Source organism: Tenacibaculum aiptasiae, from assembly GCF_008806755.1.
Taxonomy (GTDB): Bacteria; Bacteroidota; Bacteroidia; order Flavobacteriales; family Flavobacteriaceae; genus Polaribacter; species Polaribacter aiptasiae.
This window is the reverse complement of sequence record NZ_WAAU01000012.1, coordinates 206458-226840: the sequence shown is the minus strand read 5'-3', so window position 1 is coordinate 226840 and position 20383 is coordinate 206458. Positions and strand designations below refer to the sequence as shown.

The following is a 20383-nucleotide window of genomic DNA, read 5'->3' as shown; positions in this document are numbered from 1 at the left end:
TATGTTAAGTATAATCTCCTTTATAGGATTTACGGTTTTAGTAGCAGTTATAGCTTATTTGGCAACTAGAAAAACAAATGAACAATCTTCAGAAGGATATTTTTTAGGAGGAAGAAGTTTAACAGCTACAGTTATAGCAGGATCGTTATTATTAACAAACTTATCTACTGAGCAATTAGTAGGTTTAAATGGACAAGCCTTTAAAGAAGGGATATTGGTAATGGCTTGGGAAACCTTGGCGGCAATAGCAATGGTAATTACAGCAGTGTTTTTGTTGCCTAGGTATTTAAAAGGAGGTTTAACAACGGTGCCAACTTTTTTAGAAAGACGGTATGATAAAATCACAAAATCGATAGCATCAGGATTGTTCTTATCTGGTTATGTTGTAGTTTTTTTACCTATAGTATTATACTCAGGATCGTTGGCAATAAGTACAATGTTTAATGTGCCAGATTTATTGGGAGTATCAAAAGAAACAGCTTTATGGATATGTATATTTTCAATAGGAATAATTGGGTCTATTTATGCAATTTTTGGAGGTTTAAAAGCGGTAGCAGTATCAGATACAATTAATGCAGTTGGACTTATAGTAGGAGGTTTGTTGATTCCAGTTTTTGGTTTAATTGAAGTTGGAGAAGGAAGCTTTTTAGAAGGGATAACTATTTTAACAACTACACATACGGAAAAATTAAATTCAATAGGAGGAAGTGGTTCTTCGATACCATTTGCAACTATTTTCACAGGTATGATGTTGGTGCAATTGTTTTATTGGGGAACTAATCAGGCTATTATACAAAGAGCTCTAGGGGCAAAAAATTTAAAAGAAGGTCAAAAAGGATTATTATTAGCTTCATTCTTTAAAATTTTAGGACCAATCATAGTAGTATTGCCAGGGATTATAGCGTTTCATCTTTTTGGAGAATCATTAACAAACCCAGATGAAGCTTATCCAAAGTTAGTAACTAAGGTTTTACCATTGTCATTTGTAGGTTTTTTTGCTGCTGTATTGTTTGGAGCAATATTAAGTTCGTTTAATAGTGCGCTAAATAGTTCGGTAACACTTTTCGGAATAGATATTTATAAAGAATATATAAATAAAGAAGCAAGTGAAAAACAGGTGGTATTAGCAGGTAAGAAATTCGGAGTTGTATTGGCGGTATTATCAATGTTTGTAGCACCTTTTATTGCTAATGCACCAGATGGTTTGTTTGGTTATTTACAAGAAGTAAATGGTTGTTATAGTATACCTATATTAACAATAATTGTTGTTGGATATTTAACTAAAAAAGTACCAGCTATAGCAGCAAAGGTTGCCATAATATCAGGAGTTGTATTGTATGTGATTAGTCAATTTTATTTAAAACCTTATGTATTTGGAGAGGAAAATTATCCTCACTTTTTGCATGTTATGGCAATACTATTTGTATTGAATGTGTTAATAATGTTGTTAATAGGTAAACTATACCCTAGAGATAAAGATTATGTCCAAGAATTCACAAAAGAAGTAGATATCACACCTTGGAAGCATGTAAAGTTAGTGGGGGTATTGATATGTGTTATTGTGATAGGAACATTTTTATACTTCTCATAGATAAATATATACTTAATAAATGTTGTTGTTTAATTGCTTGTTTTTAAAGAACAGGAAAGGGAGTTATACATTTATTTTGAAATAAAAATCATTAAGAATGATGTTGAATAGATTAAAAGAAAGAAAAATAACGGTGCTTGTAAATATACTATTGTTAGTGTTGGGGATTATGGTTTTAGAAGCATGTAAGGTGAAAAATTATTCAGTTGAAGCAGTTCTAGAATATCAAACCCCTGCAAAATTAGGAGAAGGTGCATTTTGGGATTATAAAAAGAAAAATTTCATTTGGGTAGATATAGAAAAAAAGAGATTACACATATATAATCCATTGAATAAAAAGAATAGGACAATAACAATGCCTTCAAAAATTGGAACAGTTGTTCCTTCAGAAACAGGAGATAAAGTAGTGGTAGCTTTGGAAGATGGGATTTATGTAGTGAACATTAATACTGAAGAAATGTCTCTTTTATCAGATATTGAAGCTTTAATTAAAGAAAATAGATTTAATGATGGGAAATGTGATCCAAGTGGAAATTTATGGGTAGGGTCAATGAATTTAAAGCAAACAACGTCTAGTGGTAAGTTATATAAAGTAGATAATCAAGGAAAGACAGTAACTATGTTAGAAAACATAACAATTTCTAATGGAATTGTATGGACTAAAAAGGGAGATATAATGTATTATATAGACACTCCAACAGGAAATATTAGAGCTTTTGATTTTGATTTGAAAACCAATACAATTTCAAATGAAAGAATAGTAGTGAAGGTTAATCAAAAAGATGGTTTTCCAGATGGAATGACTATAGATGAGAATGATATGTTGTGGGTAGGAATGTGGAATGGAAATGCAGTAGCTCAATATAATCCTAAAACAGGAAAATTGGTTTCTAAAATAGAAGTGCCAGCTCATAATGTAACTTCTTGTGCGTTTGGAGGAGAAAATTTAGATAAATTATATATAACAACTGCAAGTGTTGATATGACAAAAGAAGAAAGAGAAAAATATCCATTAGCAGGCTCTTTGTTTGTAGCTATTCCAGGTGTAAAAGGGGTGAGGTCAAGCTATTTTAAAACTCCAGTTTATAATAAAGAAAAGTTAGCTGTAGGACAAATAAAGTAAAAACAATATGCGCGCAATAGTTATTTTTTTATTAGGAACTATAATGTTTTTCGCAATAGGTTGTGAAAAGAATAAAAAAGAGAATACCCCAATAGAATCTAAAGTACAAGAACTTTTGTTTAAAATGACATTAGAAGAAAAAATAGGGCAGTTAAATCTTAGGGGAACTTCTAGTAGAGTAAAAGGAACATTGCCAGAGTCATTGAAAAAAGCTGTTAGAGAAGGAAGGATAGGAGCTTTCTTAAATGTAATGAATAAAGAATATGTGGATGAATTACAAAGAATTGCTGTAGAAGAAAGTCCTAATAAAATACCGTTAATTTTTTCAAGAGATGTAATTCATGGATTTAAAACAATTTTTCCAATTCCTTTGGGTGTAGCTGCATCTTGGGATGAAGAAGTAGCAAAGAATTCTTCTAGAGTAGCAGCAATAGAAGCTTCTGCATTTGGAGTAAGATGGACTTTTGCGCCAATGTTAGATATAGCTAGAGATGCAAGATGGGGAAGGATAGCAGAATCGCCAGGAGAAGACCCATATTTGGCAAAACAAATGGCAAAAGCATATGTAGAAGGGTTTCAGGGAGATAGTTTATCTGATCCAACAAGTTTAATTGCATGTGCAAAGCATTTTATAGGATATGGAGCAGCAATAGGTGGTAGAGATTATAATACAGCGATTATTAGTAAAGAACAATTATATAATACTTATTTACCACCATTTCAATCAGCTTTTGAATCAGGAGCTCAAACCGTAATGACTTCATTTAACGAAGTAAATGGAGTACCAGCATCAGGGGATAAAGAGTTGCTGTCAGATATTTTAAGAAAACAATTAAAGTTTGATGGTTTTGTGGTTAGCGATTGGAATTCGGTTACAGAAATGATAGCTCATGGTTACGCAGAAGATGAAAAGAAAGCAGCAGAAAAGGCTATTAATGCTGGATTGAATATGGAAATGACAAGTAAGTCTTATGAGGACAATGTACAAGAACTATTAAAAGAGAAAAAGTTATCAATAAACCAAATAGACAAATTGGTAGCAGATATTTTAAGAGTGAAAATAAGAATGGGGTTGTTTGAGAATCCATATAGGAGTAAAACAGGAAAACTTTACGATATTAAGCATTTAGAGTTGGCAAAAGAAGCAGCTATAAAAAGTTCAGTATTATTAAAAAATAAAAACAATATTCTTCCTTTAGATAAAAATACGAAAATACTTATAGTTGGGCCTTTGGCTGATAAACCTAGGGAACAATTAGGAACTTGGACTTTTGATGGAGATAAGAACTATACAGTAACACCAGTAATGTCTTTTAGAAACCATAACGCAAATTTTGAGTTTATAGAGGGTTTAACTTATAGTAGAGATTCAAGTAAAAAACAATTTAGAGAAGTGATGTCTAAAGCTAAAAAAGCTGATGTTATTTTGTTTATAGGGGGAGAAGAAGCAATATTATCAGGAGAGGCACATAGTAGAGCGAATATAAATTTACCAGGAGTACAAGAAGAGTTAATAAAAGAGTTATCAAGGCTTAAAAAACCGATAATATTAACAATTATGGCAGGTCGTCCAATAACTCTACAGAACATAAAAAATAAAATTGATGGTGTTTTAATGACATGGCATCCTGGAACTATGGGAGGAGATGCTATTTATGAGATGATTTATGGAGTGGAAGAACCAAAAGGAAGATTGCCAATAACGTGGCCAAAAATGGCTGGCCAATTACCATTATATTACAATCATAAGAATACAGGGAGACCAGCAAGTGCTAAAGAATTTGTACATATAGATAGTATACCAATTGGTGCTTGGCAAAGCTCTTTAGGGAATACTTCTCATTATTTAGATGCAGGTTACGAACCTGAATTTCCTTTTGGTTTTGGATTGGGATATGCAGCATTTAAGTATTCAAACTTAACATTATCAACAAATAAATTAACACATAATGGAAATATAATCGCTTCAGTTGATGTTACCAATATAGGAAAAAGAAAGGGGAGAGAGTTGGTTCAGTTGTATATTCAAGATGTGGTAGGAAGTATTACAAGACCAGTAAAAGAATTAAAAGGATATAAAAGAATAAGTTTAAAACCTCATGAAAAGAAAAAGGTAAGTTTTACAATAAAACTCCAAGATTTAAAATATTATAACAACCATTTAGAATATGGAGTTGAGAAGGGTAAATTCAATGTTTGGATAGGAGCAAGTTCAGCTTCAAAAGAAAAGCTGGAGTTTATCTATGAGTAATAAAAAATTATAGAATTTTACTTTATAAATTAAGAATGGATTATCAATAGTGATAGTTTGTCGTTTACAAAAGTCAGTTTAATTTCATTAGTTTTATAGAAAAAAATGATAACACTTAAAGATATAGCCAAGGAGCTAAATATATCTGTATCTACAGTATCAAAAGCATTAAATAATAGTTATGAAATTAGTCAAGCGACAATTGAAAAAGTACAAAAATTAGCTAAGGAATATAATTACAAGCCTAATAAAGCAGCGTTAAGCTTGAAAAAAAGTAAGACAAAAACTATAGGTGTTATTATTCCAGATATTCTAAATCATTTTTTTGCAAAGTCTTTACACGGAATTGAAAAAGAGGCTTCAAAATTAGGGTATAGTATTATTACTTGTATATCAAATGAATTATATAAAAATGAAAAAAAGAATATAGAACTTTTGGCTAATGGAAGCGTGGATGGTTACATTATTTCGGTAGCAGAAGAAACGCAAAGAAAGGATGAGGTAGAGCATTTTAAGGCTATTTTAAGGCAACAATTACCAATTGTGATGTTCGATAGGATGATAGAGAATGTAAATTGTGATAAGGTAATTATTGATGATTTTGGAGCGGCTTATAAAGCAACAAATCAATTATTAAAAGAAGGAAGAAGAAAAATAGCTTTGCTAAGTACGCTTGAAGGTTTAAATGTTGGAAAGCTTAGAACAGATGGTTACCTAAAAGCAATTACAGAAGGTAAGACGTATAAAGAAAAACCAATAATAGTGAATATAGATATTACTGTTGATTTAGAAGAACAAGTGAGTAAAGTATTTGAAGAGTATGATGGAGTAGATGGAATTTTAGCTATTGATAATACATTAGGAGTGATAGCGATAAATAAGGCAAAAGATTTTGGATATAAATTTCCAGATGATATTTCAATAATAGGATTTTCAGACCAAAATGTATTGCCTTTTTGTAATCCAAAATTATCAACGGTAACACAGCATTCTGAAGAGATAGGGAAAAATGCTGTTCGTATGATTATTGAAAGAATAGAAGGGAAAGCTCCAGTAGAAAGAATAACAAAGGTTATAAATACGAGTATAGAACTTAGAGAAACAACAAAAAATAGATAAAAGAAAATATATGTCAACCGAAAATAAATTATCAATAAAAGAAAAAATAGGATATGCTTTAGGGGATACAGCAGCTAATATTGCATGGCGAACCATAGGCCCCTTTTTACCTATTTTTTACACCGATGTTTTCGGTTTGGGTACGGCAGCTGTAGCTATGTTATTATTTGTAATTCGTTTAGGAGATGGAGTTACTGATTTAATAATGGGAAATATTGCAGATAGAACTAAAACAAAATGGGGGAAGTTTAGACCTTGGTTAATATGGACAGCATTACCATTTGGAGTAGCTTTAATATTACAGTTTACAACACCAGATTTAAGTTTGTCAGGAAAGCTAATTTGGGCATATGCAACATCTATTTTTTATACTTTAATGTATACGGCTAATAATGTTCCATATTCAGCTTTAATGGGGGTTATGACTTCTAATATAAAAGAAAGAACAGTTCTATCATCGTATCGTTTCTTTGGAGCGTACTTGGGAGGAGTAATAGCTACAATTGGTGTTATTTCATTGGTAGATTTTTTAGGAGAAGGAAATAAAAACTTAGGTTATCAATATACTATGTATGTGTTAGCGTTTATATTGGCTATTTTCTCAGTAATTACGTTTTTAACTACAAGAGAACGAGTACCGATTATAAATAGTGAATCGAATGTAAAGCAAGATTATAAAGATTTAATAACTAATAAGGCATGGTTAATTTTATTGTTTCTAGGTTTTGTTTTTGTGACGTATAATGTAATAAAACAAAGTGCAACAATGTATTATTTTACACATTATGTACAAGATGAAACAAATTTTTTTGGAAGTCTTTCGAGATGGGGAGGAGAAAATGGATTAGCTGGATTATACTTGCTTTCATTGTTGGTAATATCTATGATTTCTACACTGTTTGCTCCGTATTTATCGAAAAAAATAGGGAAAAAGAGGCTTTTTATTTTAAGTGTTTTACTTTCGTCAATTACTGCAGGAGCTATCTATTGGTTAGAGCCTAACCAAGTGGGGAGTATATTTTTATTTGGTATAATTTCAGAGTTTGGAGCAGGATTAATGCCTATACTTTTCTTTGCTATGTTGGGTGATTCAGCCGATTATTCAGAGTATAAAAATGGAAGAAGAGCTACTGGTTTAATTTACTCGGCAGGTACATTTGCAATGAAATTTGGAGGAGGGGTAGCTGGAGCAATAACTTTAGCTATTTTAAATATGTATAATTATGAAGGGGATGTAGCTGTTAAAACTGCGGAAATGCTTGAAGGGATAAAATTAAATATGAGTTTAGTTCCAGCATTGTTTGTGTTGTTAGCTGTAGTGGCTTTACTTTTTTACCCACTAACAACTAAAAAAATGAAAGAAGTTGAGCAAGTGTTAAATGAACAAAGGAATTCATAAATAGATGGTAGGAGTTGTAGATAGTTCTATTAAAAGAAAGCTTCAAGGTGAAATAAGAAAAGAATTACAAAATGTGTTAGATTATTGGAAAACGAATACTATAGATGATTTAGAGGGAGGTTTTTTGGGTGGAGTTGATAGTAAGGGAAATGTAGTACCAAAAGCACCTAAGGGAATTATATTGAATGCTAGAACTTTGTGGAGTTTTTCAGCAGTTTGTAATCAAGAGGTTATAAAAGATAATAAAACGTTTGCTAATAGAGCTTATCAATACTTAAAGTACTTTTTTAAAGATAAAGAAACATCAGCTGTATATTGGAAGCTTAATTACAATGGAGAACCAATCGATACAACAAAAAATGCAATAGCTCAGGCATATACTATTTTAGGATTGTCAGAATATTATAAATTATCAAAAAAAGAAGAAGTAAAAACTTGGGCGGTAAATTTGTTTGAGTTTGTAGAGAAAGAGTTGAAGTCTTCTGATGGAAGTTATTTGAATGAAGAGTTTAAAGAAGGAGTTCAAGATAAGATTAAGAAGTTAGGGACTTATTTGCATTTGTTAGAAGGTTATAGTGCTTTGTATAAAGTGTATGAAAATGATGAATTAGGGAAAAGAATAATATATTTATTAGAAACTATTGTAAACAAATTTTGGGAAAACGATAAGTGTTTAGTTTTAGAATTTGATAAACAGTGGGTTGATATAAGTAAAACAATTTCTTTTGGACACAATGCAGAGGTCCCATGGATGTTGTTAGATATAGCGAGGTCTCTTGGTTATAAAAAATATGAAGAAATTATTGTTGAAAAAATGAAGCATAGTATTGCTAATTTTCTAAATGAAGCTGTAACATTTGACGGGGCAGTGTTAACAGGAAAAAATATAGCTTCTAAAGAGCTAGATGTTGAATTGAATTGGTGGGTACAAACAGAGGCTATGCTTGCTTTTTATACGCTATATAAAGAAACTAAAAAAGAAGAGTATTTAATTAGCTTGAATAAAGTATGGTGCTTTGTGAAAGGTAATTTTATTGATAATGATAATGGAGAATGGCATTCAAAAATAACAGAGAGTGGAGGAAGGCCAGAACATAAAGTAGCTATGTGGAAAACTCCATATCATATTGTTAGGATGTGTTTGAATGTGGTGTCTGATATTTAATGTTATTTAATTTTTCAATTGATTTATTGCCTTTTTTACATCACTAGTAGGTAATTTACAAGCTTTATTAATACAAACATATATGTATGTTTCTTTAGAAGAAAACCTGTTTTTTAATAAAGGTAAATCACTTTCTTTAAGGCTACCAGCAACTAACTTATTTGGTAAATAAACTTTATTTAATAGAGTAGATTTTTCAAGAGCTTTATTTCCTGAAATAGCAACTTCATAAAAAGGGTAGGTATAATTTAAATATAAAGAAAGCCAATTTGCATGAGAAGAAGGGAAATTATTCATTTCTGGACTAATATTGTGTAGCATTTGCTTACTTACTTTTAAATACTCTTCATTTTCATAAAAATGACTTAATAAAAATAAGTTCTTAGCCATGATTGAATTAGAAGAAGCAATAACATTATCGTCAGTTTCAATCTTTTTAGTAATTAGCTCTTTTTCTAGGTTAGAAGTATAATAAAAGAAATTACTTTTTTTATCGTAAAAATGATCAAAAACATAGTCAGTAAGCTTCTTTGATAGTGATAGCCATTGAGAATCGAATGTAACTTGATATAAGCTTAAATAGGCGTTAATTAGGGTGGCGTAATCTTCTAAATAAGCATTAATACTTGCTTTACCATTTTTATAATTTCTGAAAACTTCACCATTTTGTTTAATTAAATTTTCTTTAATAAAATTAGCATTTCTTAGAGCAATATTTAAAAAATGAGAATCTTCAAAAGCTTTGTAAGCATCAACATAACCTTTTAAAGTTAAAGCATTCCAAGAAGTAAGAATTTTGTCATCCAACCTAGGTTTGTTTTTTTTGCTTCTATGTTTTGTTAATAATGAACGCCATAGCGCTACTTTTTTGTTTAATTTATCTAATGATATATTGTGTTTTTTAGAAAACTCTTCATTGGAAAACTTCCTTATTAAATGATATTTTTCTTTTTCCCATAATCCATATGAGTTGATTCCAAAATAATTTGAAAATAAATCAAAATCATCTTTAGAGATAATTGAGGTAAGTTCGTTTTTAGTCCATACATAATAAGCTCCTTCTTCAAGTTTATTATGTTTGTTACTACTATCTGCATCTAGGGATGAGTAAAAGCCACCGCTTTTATCCATTAATTCTTTTTCTATAAAGTTCAATGTTTGATACACAGTTTCCTTGTAAAGAAGCTTTTGCGTAGCTGTATAAGCATTAGAATATAGACTAACTAGCTGACCGTTGTCGTAAAGCATTTTTTCAAAATGAGGAATGTGCCATTTTTTATCAGTGGAGTATCTAGAAAAACCACCTTCACTTTGATCAAAAATACCACCTAAAGCCATTTTAGTTAGGGTAGTATTAACATGAGATAAAAGTTCTTTGCTTTTTGTGAGATATGCGTATTGTAATAAAAATTCATAATTAACAGGCATTGGGAATTTAGGAGAACTATCAATACCACCAAATGAATTATCAAAGTGTTTGATCCAGTTATCTAAAGAGTTTTTTATATGAGATTTGTTGAAGTCTTGTTCTTTGTTATTGATAGAAATTAAAGAATTTTCTTTAATGCCTTCTGTTAGTTTTTCAGCGTAATTAATTAGTTCTTGAGGTTCTTTTGTGTATAGAGAAGAAATTTGGTTAAGAACATTAATCCATTGGTCTTTTGGAAAATAAGTTCCGCCAAAAACAGGTTTTCCATTAGGTAGAGCTATGCAGTTTAAGGGCCATCCGCCACTTCCAGTCATAAGCTGTACAGCGGTCATGTAAACTTTATCAATATCAGGACGTTCTTCTCTGTCAATTTTTACATTGATAAAATTGTCGTTCATCAATTTAGCAACTTCTTCATTTTCAAAAGACTCTTTCTCCATAACATGACACCAATGGCAAGAAGAGTATCCTATGGAAATTAATAAAAGTTTGTTTTCTTTTTTAGCAAGTTCTAATGTTTTTTCATTCCAAGGATACCAGTTTACAGGATTGTGCGCATGTTGTAATAAGTACGGACTTGTTTCGTGAATTAAGCTATTGGTGTATTTATGTTTTTTAGTATTATTTTTTGTTGAGGTGTTTTTGCATGATAGGATAAAAAAAACAATACTGCAGAATAAGATCTTTTTTAAAAACATATTAAATAAGGTTGTAACCAAAAATAATAAATTTTTATGGGATAAAATTCAAAAGCCCACTCATATGAGTGGGCTTTTGTTAATCAACTAATTCAAATAATTTACACAATGAAAACAATGTTACTTGTCTACGAATTATTGCTTTCAAATTCTGTGCCAAAATTACGAATTACTTATATGTTTTTAAAAACGTTATTTGAGAATTCACAATTTTTTAACGATATATAGTCTTTGTGTTAACAAATGTATAAGTAAACTGTTAATTTTAACAATTTATTAATAAAATGACTTTTTGATTAACTAGCATGCTTATGTGCTTTGTAAGAAGATCTAACTAAAGCGCCACTTTCAACATACATAAAGCCCATTTCTAAACCTAAAGTTTCATATTTTTTAAACTGATCAGGAGTGATAAATTGCTTAACAGGTAGGTGTTTTTTACTTGGTTGTAAGTACTGACCAATAGTAATAATATCTAACCCAACACCACGTAAATCTTTCATTGTTTGAATAACTTCTTCCTCAGTTTCTCCTAAACCTAACATAATTCCAGATTTAGTACGCATACCGTTATCTTTCAAATATTTCAAAACAGCTAAGCTTCTGTCATATTTAGCTTGTATACGAACTTCACGAGTTAATCTACGAACAGTTTCCATGTTGTGAGAAACTACCTCAGGCGCTACCTCTATAATTCTATCAAGTAATTTTTCATTTCCTTGAAAATCTGGGATTAATGTTTCTAAAGTAGTATTAGGGTTTGTTCTTCTAACTGCATTTACTGTTTCAGCCCAAATGATAGATCCACCATCTTTTAAGTCATCTCTATCTACCGAAGTTAATACAGCATGCTTAATACTCATTAATTTAATTGAGCGAGCAACTTTTTCAGGTTCGTCCCATTCAACAGTTTCTGGTCTACCGGTTTTTACACCACAAAAACCACAAGAACGAGTACAAATATTTCCTAAAATCATAAAAGTAGCAGTTCCTTCTCCCCAACATTCTCCCATATTAGGACAGCTACCACTTGTACAAATAGTGTTTAATTTGTATTTATCTACTAAACCTCTAAGTTCTGTATATTTTTTACCAACAGGTAACTTTACGCGTAACCATTTTGGTTTTTTTGTTCTTTCAGGTAATACTACAGATTTGTTTTCCATTTTATAAAAAAATTGAACTGCAAATTTACAAAGAAAAGAATTATAAATTGAGTAAAAACCAAATACTAAATGCGATTAAAAATACAATGCCAGTAATACTTAAAATACGTAAGCCTAAACCAGGTCTATGCTTTTTAGGAGTATGCTCACCGGTAATTAATATATAGTTTAAAATAGCATAGAATGGAGCTGTTAAGAAAGATAATACCGTAGCTATTTTAACCAAAAACCCCATATCAGATAAAAAATACTTTAGAATAAGAAAAGTACCAATAGCTAAAAATAACATCCAGAACCAATAAGAAGCCTTTGTTTTTTTATTAAAAATTAAAGTAGAAGTTTTACTCATGGCTCTAGGTGAAGCATCTAGTGTGGTTAATGTAGTGCTAAACATGGTGGTAAAAGCAGCTATACCGATGAATAAGTAAGAAAAATCACCTAAGTTTTTTGTATATAAATTAATAAGTTGAGAGGCAAATACAGTTCCTTTGCTAGAAAAAGATTCACCAGATCTATACATAACTAATGCTCCTAACATTACAAAACAAACACCTAAAAAGAAGGTTCCAATATATCCAACATTGAAATCGAAAATAGCATGTTTAGGTTTTATTTTTTCAAAAGTAGTTTTACTTTTTTCAACCGACCATATTGAATGCCAAATAGAAATATCTAAAGGAGCAGGCATCCAGCCTAAAAAGGCTATTAAAAAAGTTATTTGAGCTGTACCACTAGGTACTATTTGTTGAAAACTGAATCCTTTTTGAGTACTAAATAAAGCAATGTTTACAGCTAAAATAGTACTTATGGTTAATGTTAATATAATGTACTTCATTAGGTTGTCAAGTAGTTTATACTTTCCAATTCCTAAAATGATTACACTAATAAACATAATTATTATTGACCATATTACTAAATCATTGGTAAAACCAAAGATGTTAGAAGCTAAACTTGCAGTTACAATTGTTACTGCAGCTTGAATGGTAAACATGGTAGCAAAATTTAAAATATAATAGCTAACTAAAACATATTTACCTAGTTTTTTATAACCATCTAACAAAGTTTCGCCAGTAGCAGAAGCATAACGTGGGCCAAATTGGAAAAAAGGATATTTAAAAATATTAACAATTAATAAAGCCCAAAGTAAACCAAACCCAAAATCAGCACCAGCTCTTGTAGATTGTACTAAGTGAGAAACTCCTATTGCAGCACCAGCAAATAACAAACCAGGACCAAGTAAATTTAAAAAAGATTTTTTCATAAAGGGAAAATGAAAGAAAATGTTAAATTAATTGATACTGTATAATAAATTATACAATTCTTTAGTTTTTTAATTGTTAAAGTTGGGGCAATTTAAGATTTCTTTATTATTTCTGCTAATAATTTTTTAGCTCTCAATAATTTAACCTTTACGTTATTCATTGGTTCTCCTATTTTTTCTGAGATTTCTTTATAGCTTAACTCTTGAAAAAAACGTAAATTAATTATTTCTTGGTATTTCGGTTTTAGCTTTTTTATATCCTTTAAAAGTTTAGCTAAATTTTGCTCCGTAATAATTTTATCTTCAGGAGAAGGAGCATCGTCGACTACTTGAAAAGCGGCTTCTTCTTGTTCTTTAGAAGTGTCAATTGAAATTGTTGACTTTTTTTTACGTAGAAAATCAATATGTACATTCTTAGAAATAGTAATTAACCAAGTTTTGAATTGATATTCTTCATTAAAGGTGTCTATTTTATCAAAAGCTTTAGAAAAAGTTTGAATAGTAATATCTTCAGCATCATTATCATTTTTAATTTTTGATAATTGATAGTTGTATACATTTCCCCAGAAAGTATCTAATAGGAAATTAAAAGAAATTTGGTTTCCTTTCTTAGCAAGCTGAATGTGGTGAAGAACTTTTTCTTTATTTACTTCCAATGTGTAGGTTTAGAAATTGTATTTGTTATAAATATAATGATTTGTAATGATACTAAACAAATGTCAAGTATGGGTAACAAGAAAAGAATTTTTTTATCATGAAGCTTAAAAGCTGATTTCCCAATAATTAAAAACTGTATAAAATAGTAGAATAAAACAATTGGTAAAGCTATTTTCCATTTTAAGATAAGTACATAAACAGCTAAAGGGAAAAAAATAATTTTCGTAAAGTTGAAAAGGTTTAATAAAAAACGATGTTTAAACTTATATAAAGGAAATATAATAGATAGTTTTCTTTTTTGTGTAAACCAATCTTTAAAAGAAATATAAGAGTTTGATGTTATAAGACTATTTTCAGTTATAGAAATAGCTGTGTTTTTATTATTAGCAGCATCTTTTATAAATAAATCATCTTCGCCTAAAAAACTATCCATGTGTTTAATGAAGCCGTTTACTTTAAAAAACTCACTTTTAGTATACCCCAAGTTTTTAATATTGGCACTAAAAGGACTTCCAAATTTAGCAAAAGAGAAAGATAAAATATGGTTAAAAATATTATCGAACCTAATAAGTAGGTTTGAGAAAGATAATTTTTTATGTTTTATTTTTTGATAGCCTAAAATAATTGATTTTTCTTGAGTGAAATTAGAACTCATTTCCTCAATCCAATAGGCTGAATCTGGTTTGCAAGAAATGTCTGTAAATAATAAATGTTCATGAGTTGCAGCTTTTATACCTAGGGTTAAAGCGTATTTACGATTCCCCCAAAAAGCTTCAGTGTTTACAACATTTACAATTTTGATATTAGAATATTCCTCTTGAAGATTTTCCATAACATCAAGTGTATCATCAGAAGAAGCATTGTTTATTAAAACAATTTCAAAATCAGTATAATTTTGTTTAGAAAACTCTCGAATATAATCTGCTAACTCATTTGCTTTATTTTTAATACAAATGATAACTGAGATAGGAATATTTTTAGAGATTGCTTTTTTTTCTTTTTTAAAAGCAAAAACGGAAAAACTTAAAAAATAAATTATTTGTATAATCGTAACTGCCACAAAAATGTAGAAAACTACAGTAAAGATCATATAAATAAAATAAATTTAGTTTGTGTGTTGTGGTTCACTACAAGAATCGAATTGGTCTGGTGTTTTACCGCAAAAACCACAAGATTCACCACTTTGATTTAAAACAGGATTTTGGCTAGCACAAGTTCCAGCAAATTCACCATCTTTTTTAGCCCAAATTTTAATAGCTATTCCTGCAAATGCAAGTGCTAATAATCCAATTGTTACAAAAACTAATTTCATTTCTTGAAAAATTTTAGTGCAGCAAAGATACAAACTTCCTAGATTATATAAATGGATTATTGTGCAGTTTATAAGGTTGTGACTTTTATTTTTTTAAGTGTCCTAATTAATAATCAATTAATTTATTATATAATCATATGAAAAAATATTTTGCTGAATTTTTCGGAACATTTTGGTTAGTTTTTGGAGGTTGTGGTAGTGCAATTTTTGCTGCAAATTTTCCAGATTTAGGGATAGGGTTTTTAGGAGTAGCACTAGCTTTTGGTTTAACAGTTTTAACCATGGCTTATGCAGTAGGACATATTTCTGGAGGACATTTTAACCCGGCAGTATCATTGGGTTTATGGGCTGGAGGAAAATTTTCTTCAAAAGAATTAGTTCCTTATATAGCCTCTCAATTATTGGGAGCTATTTTAGCGGCTAGCTTTTTGTTTTTAATAGTTTCTAATAAAGAAGGTTTTGAATCAATAGGAAGTTTTGCAGCCAATGGTTATGGAACATTATCTCCTGGTGGTTATAATTTAATAGCTGCTTTTGTAGCAGAGTTTGTATTAACAATGTTTTTCTTGTTAATCATTTTAGGAAGTACTAGTGAGAAAGCTCCAAAAGGTTTTGCTCCTATAGCTATTGGTTTAGGTCTTACTTTAATTCATTTAATAAGTATTCCGATAACAAATACATCGGTAAATCCAGCACGTTCTATGAGTCAAGCATTGTTTGTCGGAGGAGAATATTTAATTCAATCTTGGTTATTTTGGATAGCACCAATTGGAGGAGCAATTGTAGCAGGAATTATTTATAATAGCTTGATAAATAAAGAATAGTATTACTTTTATTGAAGGTTTAAAATAGACATCATAATTAATGATGTCTATTTTTTTTGAAAAAAAATAATTGATTTTTAAACTTTTTGAGTTTTTGAAGGTCTTAGAAGAAATGAGTATATTGTATAAACTAAAAACCCCATAGAAATGAATTTAAATCAATTAGTTAAAACATTATTAGGATTATTAGTAGTAACGAGTGTATTATATGCATGTAGTTCAAGTGACGATGTAAGTGATGGTGGTGATGGAAGTAATCCTTCAGGAACAACGTATGATATTACACCAATTTTATCCAAGTTTGATGGAGTTTCTGGAGTGACGTATGCTATAAATGGAAATGTAGTAACTTTTACAACAAATAACTTACCTAATCATAAAAGTCCATATTGGGGAGTAGGAAATGCAAATTATGAGGCTTATAATGGAACCAATCCAAATTGGAATCAAAACCCTAATACAATAGCTTCTCAGAATATAACGTTTCAAATTCCGTTAAATCCATCAGAAGCATCTACCAAAACGAATACTTCTCTTGGACCAATGGGATTAGCTATAAATGGAGTTGCGTTTTATAATCAGTATGCAGGGCCTAATAATCAACCATTAACCAATGAGATAAATTCTTTTGATCAGTATTTAGGACATCCGCAAAATTCAGGGCAATATCATTATCACCAAGAACCATTATTTCTTACAGCTCAAAATGGAAAAAGTGCATTTTTAGGATTATTAGCTGATGGTTTTCCAGTATATGGTCCTGAGGAAAATGGAACAACAATTACAAGCGCTGATTTAGATATTTATCATGGACATACTTCAGCAACTGCAGATTTTCCAAATGGAATTTATCATTATCATATTACTGCTGATGATCCGTATATTAATGGAAACGCATTTTATGGTACACCTGGAAATATTTCGCAATAATTGAAGAAGTTATTTTTTATATGGCTATGTATTAGTTTTTTTTCTTGTGGAGAAAAGCCAGAGAAAATTGCACTAAAAATTCAATATCCTAATAATAACATAGAATTGAAAAATGGAGTCCTTTTTTATAAAGGAGTTCCATTTTCAGGTACTATGATTTCTTATAATGAAGTAAATAAAACAAATGATTCAGCTCAATATTTAAACGGAAAAAAAGAAGGAGAGGAGTTAAAAAAATATTTAAATGGAAGTTTAGCTGAGCAACGATTCTATAAAAAAGGATTAAAGTCTGGAATCCATAAAGCTTGGTGGGAGAATGGAAATCAAAAATTTATTTATCATTTTAATACTAAAGGAGAGTATAATGGTAATGTAAAAATTTGGTATAAGAACGGACAGTTATATAAAGACTTTAATTACAGAGAAGGTAAGGAGAGTGGAAGTCAAAAGATGTGGCAAGGAGATGGGAAGTTAAGAGCAAATTTTGTTACCAAAAATGGTGAAAGATTTGGGTTAATAGGATTAAAAAAGTGTTATTCAGTAAATGTTAAAGATGAGTCATTCAAATAAAATTATAGATAGTATAGAGCAAATTAGGGTAATCTATTTTTTATTCTTTCTTTTATTCAGTTTAACAGCTTGTAAAACTGAAAAAAAGGTAAATAAAGAAATTACACTACCATTTTTTAATTCGGCAGAATTTACACCAGAATGGATTTCAGAAGACTCATCCAAATATGATAAAATACATACTATACCAGATTTTAATCTGGTAAATCAAGACGGAAAGGGAATCAGCCGTAATTTGTATAAGGGGAAAATTTATGTAGCAGATTTCTTTTTCGTGTCTTGTCCAGGAATTTGTCCTATTCTTGAAAAAAATATGAGTAAGCTTCAAGAAAAATTTAAAGATGATAAAGATGTACTTCTATTATCACATACTGTAATGCCAATAAAAGACTCTGTACCTGTATTAAAAAAATATGCAATAGAAAATAATATTAATTCAGATAAGTGGAATTTAGTAACTGGCGATAAAGAGCAAATTTATAACCTAGCTAGAAAAGCATATTTTGCTGATGAAGATTTTGTAAAAACACAAGACGAAAATGCTTTTATTCACACAGAAAACTTTGTGCTGATAGATAAAAAAGGACGTATTAGAGGTGTTTATAACGGTACATTAGGCTTAGATACAGAAAGACTAATTCGTCACATTGAAATCTTAAAAAAAGAAGGTTAAATAACATTTACCTCTATTTCTAGTTCAATAGAAAACTTTTTTTTAATGGTTTTTTGAATTTTTTGAGCTAACTCATAAATTTCTTTACCTGTAGCACCTCCGTAGTTGACTAAAACCAAAGCTTGTTTTTCATGTACTCCATAATCACCAAAGCGTTTTCCTTTAAAACCACTTTGTTCTATTAACCACCCAGCAGGGACTTTAACTTCTTCTCTAGAAATTGGATAACTAGGAATGTTAGGGAAATCTTTTTGTATTTCTTGAAAAAGCGATGTTGAAATAACAGGGTTTTTAAAAAAACTACCGCTATTTCCAATTTCTTTAGGATCTGGTAATTTACTTTGTCTAATAGCAATTACTGCATCAGAAACGTCTTTAATAGTTGGACTAGTAATATTTTTTGAAGCTAGCTCTGCTTCAATAGCTCCATAAGAAGTGTTTAACTTATGTTCGTTTTTAGTAAGTAAAAAACTCACAGAAGTTATAATGTATTTACCTTTAGCTTCGTTTTTAAAAATAGAGCTTCGATAACCGAACTTACATTCAGAATTTGAAAACTCTACTAATTTTCCTGTTTCAATATCTATGGCTTCAACACGAGTAATCGTATCCTTTACTTCTACACCATAAGCTCCTATATTTTGAATAGGACATGTACCAACATTACCAGGTATTAAAGATAAATTTTCTAATCCGCCATAGTCTTGCGAAACACACCAAAGGACAAAATCATGCCAGTTTTCACCAGCATTTACAGTTATATAAATATCATTATGATTTTCTCTATCTATAGAAATTCCTTTTAAGTTTAGATGAACTACCAGTTTTTCAATTTCTTTAGTTAATAGCATATTACTACCACCGCTAATTAAAAATAAATCTTGTTCGTCTTTTAAAAGTTGTTGTAAACTATAGAGAGAATCGATAGAAACAAAACGTTTGGCATTAACATCAATGCCAAACGTGTTGTATTTTTTTAATGATATATTTTCTTGAATATCCAATGTTATTTATTGTATTGTTCTAAAGCAATTTTTAGAATTTCAACAGAACGTTTTAAATCAGTTTTGTTTAAAACATATGCAATACGTACCTGATTTTTACCTTCTCCTTTAGTAGAGTAAAAACCACTAGCTGGTGCAACCATAATCGTTTCGTTATTATGATTGAATTTTTCTAAAATCCATTGAGCAAAATCATCAGCATTTTCAACTGGTAATTCAGCAACACAATAAAAGGCTCCTTTAGGATTTGCTACTTTAACCCCTTCAATTTTTTGTAGTTCAGAAATTAAAGTATTTCTACGATCTTCATACTCTTCAATAACTTCATCAAAATAACTTTGAGGAGTATCTAAAGCAGCTTCACTAGCTAATAAAGCGTAAGTAGGAGGACTTAAACGAGCTTGTGCAAACTTAATAGCTGTATTAATAAATTCTTCATTTTTAGAAACAATACAACCAATTCTAGCTCCACACATACTATAACGTTTAGAAACAGAATCTATCATGATAGCATTTTGCTCTAAACCTTCTAAAGTCATTACTGAATTGTGTTTTTCACCATCATAAGTGAATTCACGGTAAACTTCATCAGCAATTAAAAATAAATCGTGTTTTAAAACTATTTGTTTTAATTTTTCAATTTCTTCTTCACTATATAAGTATCCAGTAGGATTTCCTGGGTTACAAATTAAAATAGCTTTAGTTTTTGAAGTAATAAGCTTTTCAAAATCTTCAATAGCAGGCAAAGCAAAATTGTCTTCTATTTTAGAAATTACAGGAACTACTTTTACTCCAGATGCAGTTGAAAAACCATTGTAGTTAGCATAAAAAGGTTCAGGAATAATAATTTCATCTCCTGGGTCAGTAATACTACCAATAGTAAATAATAAAGCTTCAGAACCACCTGTTGTAGCTATAATATTATTAGCATTTACATGAATATCATTTTTAGCGTAATAACTAGCTAATTTTGTTCTGTATTCTTCAGAACCTTCAGAACGAGCATAAGATAATACCTCAATAGCGTTGTTTTTAACAGCGTCAAGTGCAACTTGAGGAGTTTTAATATCTGGTTGACCAATGTTTAAGTGATAAACTTTAGTTCCGTTCTTTTTAGCAGCTTCTGCATAAGGCACCAATTTACGAATTGGTGATTGTGGCATAGAATTTCCTTTTATAGAAATAGATGGCATTGTAAATAGAATTAGTTA

The 20383-nt window shown here is 30.0% G+C and carries 18 protein-coding genes; 10 read left to right on the top strand and 8 right to left on the bottom strand.

The window, feature by feature from the left end:
- Window position 1 precedes the first annotated feature (1 nt).
- The 6 genes from F7018_RS08760 (at window position 2) to F7018_RS08735 (ending at window position 8648) form a co-directional block, all read left to right on the top strand.
- Window positions 2-1591, top strand: a complete 1590-nt coding sequence (locus F7018_RS08760; protein ID WP_150899665.1) for a solute:sodium symporter family transporter — start codon at window positions 2-4, stop codon at window positions 1589-1591.
- Window positions 1592-1688: 97 nt separating this feature from the next.
- Complete coding sequence (locus F7018_RS08755; protein WP_150899664.1) at window positions 1689-2714, top strand: SMP-30/gluconolactonase/LRE family protein; 1026 nt, start codon at window positions 1689-1691, stop codon at window positions 2712-2714.
- 7 nt (window positions 2715-2721) lie between these two features.
- Complete coding sequence (locus tag F7018_RS08750; protein ID WP_246175112.1) at window positions 2722-4965, top strand: glycoside hydrolase family 3 N-terminal domain-containing protein; 2244 nt, start codon at window positions 2722-2724, stop codon at window positions 4963-4965.
- Between the two features lie 105 nt (window positions 4966-5070).
- The gene (locus F7018_RS08745; RefSeq protein WP_150899663.1) at window positions 5071-6084 is read left to right on the top strand and encodes a LacI family DNA-binding transcriptional regulator; all 1014 of its coding nucleotides are present in this window, start codon (window positions 5071-5073) and stop codon (window positions 6082-6084) included.
- Between the two features lie 10 nt (window positions 6085-6094).
- Window positions 6095-7483: an MFS transporter gene (locus F7018_RS08740; protein ID WP_150899662.1), complete on the top strand. Its 1389-nt coding sequence runs from the start codon at window positions 6095-6097 to the stop codon at window positions 7481-7483.
- A gap of 4 nt (window positions 7484-7487) precedes the next feature.
- On the top strand, window positions 7488-8648 hold the full coding sequence (locus F7018_RS08735) for an AGE family epimerase/isomerase (RefSeq protein WP_150899661.1): 1161 nt from the start codon (window positions 7488-7490) through the stop codon (window positions 8646-8648).
- A gap of 6 nt (window positions 8649-8654) precedes the next feature.
- Here the strand turns inward: F7018_RS08735 and F7018_RS08730 are convergent, their stop codons facing one another.
- The 6 genes from F7018_RS08730 to F7018_RS08705 form a co-directional block, all read right to left on the bottom strand.
- A complete protein-coding gene (locus F7018_RS08730) occupies window positions 8655-10775 on the bottom strand; it encodes a thioredoxin domain-containing protein (RefSeq protein ID WP_150899660.1) in 2121 nt (706 codons plus the stop codon).
- A gap of 296 nt (window positions 10776-11071) precedes the next feature.
- Window positions 11072-11941, bottom strand: coding sequence for a lipoyl synthase (gene lipA, locus F7018_RS08725; protein ID WP_150899659.1), 870 nt, complete (start codon window positions 11939-11941; stop codon window positions 11072-11074).
- A 40-nt stretch (window positions 11942-11981) separates the two neighbouring features.
- Window positions 11982-13202: an Nramp family divalent metal transporter gene (locus F7018_RS08720; RefSeq protein WP_150899658.1), complete on the bottom strand. Its 1221-nt coding sequence runs from the start codon at window positions 13200-13202 to the stop codon at window positions 11982-11984.
- Between the two features lie 92 nt (window positions 13203-13294).
- The gene (locus F7018_RS08715; protein ID WP_150899657.1) at window positions 13295-13858 is read right to left on the bottom strand and encodes an RNA polymerase sigma factor; all 564 of its coding nucleotides are present in this window, start codon (window positions 13856-13858) and stop codon (window positions 13295-13297) included.
- Window positions 13849-14949 carry a glycosyltransferase gene (locus F7018_RS08710; protein ID WP_150899656.1) on the bottom strand — a complete coding sequence of 367 codons (1101 nt, stop codon included), beginning with the start codon at window positions 14947-14949 and terminating at the stop codon, window positions 13849-13851. Before F7018_RS08710 ends, F7018_RS08715 begins: the two co-directional genes overlap by 10 nt.
- A 15-nt stretch (window positions 14950-14964) precedes the next feature.
- Complete coding sequence (locus tag F7018_RS08705; RefSeq protein WP_150899655.1) at window positions 14965-15171, bottom strand: membrane or secreted protein; 207 nt, start codon at window positions 15169-15171, stop codon at window positions 14965-14967.
- Window positions 15172-15308: 137 nt separating this feature from the next.
- Between F7018_RS08705 and aqpZ the strand changes: the two genes are divergently transcribed.
- From aqpZ to F7018_RS08685, 4 genes are all read left to right on the top strand, one after another.
- Entirely contained in the window at window positions 15309-15995 is a 687-nt protein-coding gene (aqpZ, locus tag F7018_RS08700; protein WP_150899654.1) for an aquaporin Z, read from the top strand.
- Between the two features lie 147 nt (window positions 15996-16142).
- Window positions 16143-16925 carry a YHYH protein gene (locus F7018_RS08695; RefSeq protein ID WP_150899653.1) on the top strand — a complete coding sequence of 261 codons (783 nt, stop codon included), beginning with the start codon at window positions 16143-16145 and terminating at the stop codon, window positions 16923-16925.
- The gene (locus F7018_RS08690) at window positions 16926-17495 is read left to right on the top strand and encodes a toxin-antitoxin system YwqK family antitoxin (RefSeq protein WP_246175109.1); all 570 of its coding nucleotides are present in this window, start codon (window positions 16926-16928) and stop codon (window positions 17493-17495) included.
- Window positions 17479-18168, top strand: a complete 690-nt coding sequence (locus F7018_RS08685) for an SCO family protein (protein ID WP_150899652.1) — start codon at window positions 17479-17481, stop codon at window positions 18166-18168. The genes F7018_RS08690 and F7018_RS08685 overlap by 17 nt, the downstream gene beginning before the upstream one ends.
- On the opposite strand, the gene murB is transcribed toward F7018_RS08685, so the two are convergent.
- A complete protein-coding gene (gene murB / locus F7018_RS08680) occupies window positions 18165-19172 on the bottom strand; it encodes a UDP-N-acetylmuramate dehydrogenase (RefSeq protein WP_150899651.1) in 1008 nt (335 codons plus the stop codon). The genes F7018_RS08685 and murB overlap by 4 nt on opposite strands.
- A 2-nt stretch (window positions 19173-19174) precedes the next feature.
- Window positions 19175-20365 (bottom strand): pyridoxal phosphate-dependent aminotransferase, encoded by a 1191-nt coding sequence (locus tag F7018_RS08675; protein ID WP_150899650.1) that lies wholly within the window; start codon window positions 20363-20365, stop codon window positions 19175-19177.
- Between the last annotated feature and the right edge of the window lie 18 nt (window positions 20366-20383).

Excerpts from the sequence above, each read along its gene's own strand:
- F7018_RS08695 (WP_150899653.1), top strand. The coding sequence starts at position 16,143 with ATGAATTTAAATCAATTAGTTAAAACATTATTAGGATTATTAGTAGTA.
- lipA (WP_150899659.1), bottom strand. The coding sequence starts at position 11,941 with ATGGAAAACAAATCTGTAGTATTACCTGAAAGAACAAAAAAACCAAAA.
- F7018_RS08730 (WP_150899660.1), bottom strand. The coding sequence starts at position 10,775 with ATGTTTTTAAAAAAGATCTTATTCTGCAGTATTGTTTTTTTTATCCTA.
- F7018_RS08675 (WP_150899650.1), bottom strand. The coding sequence starts at position 20,365 with ATGCCATCTATTTCTATAAAAGGAAATTCTATGCCACAATCACCAATT.
- F7018_RS08705 (WP_150899655.1), bottom strand. The coding sequence starts at position 15,171 with ATGAAATTAGTTTTTGTAACAATTGGATTATTAGCACTTGCATTTGCA.
- F7018_RS08760 (WP_150899665.1), top strand. The coding sequence starts at position 2 with ATGTTAAGTATAATCTCCTTTATAGGATTTACGGTTTTAGTAGCAGTT.
- aqpZ (WP_150899654.1), top strand. The coding sequence starts at position 15,309 with ATGAAAAAATATTTTGCTGAATTTTTCGGAACATTTTGGTTAGTTTTT.
- F7018_RS08750 (WP_246175112.1), top strand. The coding sequence starts at position 2,722 with ATGCGCGCAATAGTTATTTTTTTATTAGGAACTATAATGTTTTTCGCA.
- F7018_RS08755 (WP_150899664.1), top strand. The coding sequence starts at position 1,689 with ATGATGTTGAATAGATTAAAAGAAAGAAAAATAACGGTGCTTGTAAAT.
- F7018_RS08745 (WP_150899663.1), top strand. The coding sequence starts at position 5,071 with ATGATAACACTTAAAGATATAGCCAAGGAGCTAAATATATCTGTATCT.
- F7018_RS08740 (WP_150899662.1), top strand. The coding sequence starts at position 6,095 with ATGTCAACCGAAAATAAATTATCAATAAAAGAAAAAATAGGATATGCT.
- F7018_RS08735 (WP_150899661.1), top strand. The coding sequence starts at position 7,488 with ATGGTAGGAGTTGTAGATAGTTCTATTAAAAGAAAGCTTCAAGGTGAA.
- F7018_RS08685 (WP_150899652.1), top strand. The coding sequence starts at position 17,479 with ATGAGTCATTCAAATAAAATTATAGATAGTATAGAGCAAATTAGGGTA.
- F7018_RS08710 (WP_150899656.1), bottom strand. The coding sequence starts at position 14,949 with ATGATCTTTACTGTAGTTTTCTACATTTTTGTGGCAGTTACGATTATA.
- F7018_RS08720 (WP_150899658.1), bottom strand. The coding sequence starts at position 13,202 with ATGAAAAAATCTTTTTTAAATTTACTTGGTCCTGGTTTGTTATTTGCT.